This is a genomic window from Streptomyces sp. NPDC005899 (genome assembly GCF_040629645.1).
Taxonomy (GTDB): Bacteria; Actinomycetota; Actinomycetes; order Streptomycetales; family Streptomycetaceae; genus Streptomyces.
The window spans coordinates 1-3,239 of sequence record NZ_JBEXWB010000513.1; the positions used below are offsets into that span (position 1 = coordinate 1).

At 68.4% G+C, this 3,239-nt stretch carries 1 protein-coding gene; it reads right to left on the reverse strand.

Translation table 11 applies throughout. From position 1 onward, the window contains the following. The coding region (locus ABZ371_RS30695; RefSeq protein ID WP_358685796.1) for an amino acid adenylation domain-containing protein at positions 1–3,231 on the reverse strand (3,231 nt) is incomplete at its 3' end. Between the last annotated feature and the right edge of the window lie 8 nt (positions 3,232–3,239).

Genomic DNA, 3,239 nt, shown 5'->3' on the forward strand with positions numbered 1-3,239 from the left:
GGTGTGGAAGAGGAGTCCGGATTGGAGCGGGGTCAGCGGCCACACGTCCCGCAGCCCGGGATACCGGGCCTCCCACCCCTCGATCTCCCGCTGGGAAACCTCCACCAACGGCACGTCCGACGGCGTCAGACCACCACCCGCACCCTCCACGAACCCCGCCAGACCCAACAACGCCCGCGACCACAACCCCGCGAGCTCCTCCACCTCACCCCGATCCAGCACCCCCGACGGGAAGGAGAACACCGCCTCCAGACACGGCCCCCCCACCCCGTCCGACACGAACGCACCGATCTCCAACGCCGACAACGCCGGCATGTCCGCATCGAACTCCGACTCGATCTCATCCACACCCATCACCTGGGACCACCCCAGGCCACGCAACTCCTCCGGCATGTCCGCCACCGAAAAACGCCCCAGATAATTGAACCCGATCTGCGGCACCGGCAACCCCGCCAGCACACCCCCCGTCCCCTCGTTCAGATACCGCAACAACCCGAACCCCAGACCCCGGTCCGGAACCCGCAACAACTGCTCCTTCACCGCCTTCACCACACCACCCGCGGCCACACCCGACGCGAACACCTCATCCGCATCGAAGCCCGACACATCCAACCGCACCGGGAACATACTCGTGAACCATCCCACCGTCCGCGACAGATCAGCCCCCTCCACCACCCCCTCCTCACGACCATGCCCCTCCAACCGCACCAACACATCCGACTGATCCACCCCACGCAACCCACGCCACCGCGCCACCGCCACCGCGAGCCCCGCCAGCAACCCGTCATTCACCCCCGCACGAAAAGCAGCAGGCACACCCGACAGCAACGCCTCGGTCACCCCCGCACCCACCACCACCCGCACACTCTCCACAGACCCCATCGAATCCACCACCGGATCCACCCGACGACGCCCCAACACCGCATCCGGACCCGACAACACCCCCTCCCAAAAACCCAACTCCCCCACCCGCGAAACAGAACCCGCCTCACCCACCAACGCATGCGACCACCGACGCACCGACGTCCCCACCGCCGGCAACACCGCCACCTCACCCACCCGCACCCGCGACCACGCCGCCGCCAGATCCGGCAACAACACCCGCCACGACACACCATCCACCACGAAGTGATGCAACACCAGCAACAACCGGCCCGGCACCGACACCCCCGCGTCGAACCACACAAACCGCGCCATCACCCCACCGACCGGATCCAGACCACCCAACGCCGCATCCAACTCGACCGACGCGAGATCCCGCCACCCCACCGAATCCCACACACCATCACACACCACACGCCGCACCAGATCCCCCACCCGAACCGAACCCACCGGCCCGACCTCCAGAACCCGACCAGCCCCCACACCCACCAACCTCGACCGCAACAGATCATGCCGATCCACCACAGCCGACAACACCGCCTCCAACCCCACACCATCAATCCCCACCGGAAGATCCACCAGGGAGGTCATCGAAAAGGCGCGGGTGTCTCCCGGCATGTCCATGAGCCAGTGGCCGGCGGGCATCAGCGGCATGGTTCCTTCACCGCCGCCCTCCAGTTCGGCGAGCACCACCGCGGCCCCCGACTCCCGGGCGCGCAAAGCCAGTTCCCCCACCGTTCGGCAGTCGAACACATCACGCGGACTCACCTCGACACCCCGCGCCCGCGCCCGCGTCACCACCTGGATCGACCGGATGCTGTCCCCGCCCACCGCGAAGAAGTCGTCGTCCAGACCCACCCGCTCCAGACCCAGTACCTCCGCGAACACACCCGCCAGCACCACCTCACGCGGTGACCGCGGCTCCCGGTACTCACCCGCGACCGACTCCGGCTCGGGAAGCCCCTTGCGGTCGACCTTGCCGTTGAGGTCCAGGGGCAGCCGGTCCAGCAGCACGAACGCCGACGGCACCAGGAACTCCGGCAACCGCTCCGCCACGAAACGCCTCAACTCGGCCAGGTCGATCTGCGCGTTGATGTCGACGTCCACCGCGCCGTCCGGTCCGGTGGGGGCCGCGGCCCGCACCGGTACCACGTAGGCGACGAGCTGTTTGCCGCCCGAGGCGGGCACCTCCCGGACGAGGAGGACGGACTGTTCCACGCCCGGGTGTTCGGCCAGGACGGCCTCGACCTCGCCCGGTTCGATGCGGAACCCGCGGATCTTCATCTGCGAGTCGATGCGGCCGATGTACTCCAGCTGGAGATCGGGGTTCCAGCGGACGAGGTCGCCGGTGCGGTACATGCGCTCGCCCGCCGGGCCCCAGGGATCGGCGACGAAACGCTCGGCCGTCAGCCCCGGCCGGCCCAGATACCCGCGGCCGATCGCACCCCCCACGTACAACTCACCCGTCACCCCCACCGGAACCGGCTGCATACCCGGCCCCAGCACATACGCCCGCATGTTCCCCAGAGGAGTACCGATGGGCACGTTCCCCGCCCCGGTCCATCCGTCCGGCAGGGCGTAGGTGGTGGCGTAGAAGTCCTCCGTCTGCCCGTACGCCTGCATCAGACGCGCGCCGGGTATCGCCGTGCGCACCTTCTCCAGCAGTGAGGCGGACAGGGCGTCGCCGCCCAGGACCACGGTGCCGACGTCCATCTTCCCCGCCACCTGGTCGAGCACCCGCTCGAAGACCGAGGGGACCGCCTGGAGGGCTCCGCCGCTCCAGGATCCGCGCTCGGCGAGTTCGAGCACGTCCCGGACGATCTCCACGCCCGCGCCACGGGTGAGCGAGCTGAAGATCTCGAAGACGGAGACGTCGAAGTTGATCGACGTGGCGCCGAGAACCATCGTGCCGGCCTGGATGTCGAACGCCTCGGCGAGTCGGGAGACCCCGTTGACGAGGTTCGCGTGGCTGATGGCCACGCCCTTCGGTGTGCCGGTGGAACCGGATGTGTACATCACGTACGCCACGTTCTCCGGCCGCAACGCAGCACTCCGCTCCCCGTCCACCAGATCCGAACCGTCACCACGCTCCAGATCCAGCTCCTCCCACAACAACCGCGGCACCCCACCCTCCGGCACCACCCCCGCCGTCGCCACATCCGTCAGCACCCACTCCGGCCGCGCCTGCGACAACACGAAATCCAACCGCCGACTCGGATACCGCGGATCGATCGGCAGATACCCCGCACCCGACTTCAAGATCCCCAGCAGACCCACCACCAGATCCGCCGACCGCGGCAACGCCAACCCCACCAACGACTCAGGACCCACACCCCGACCCACCAGCACACGCGCCA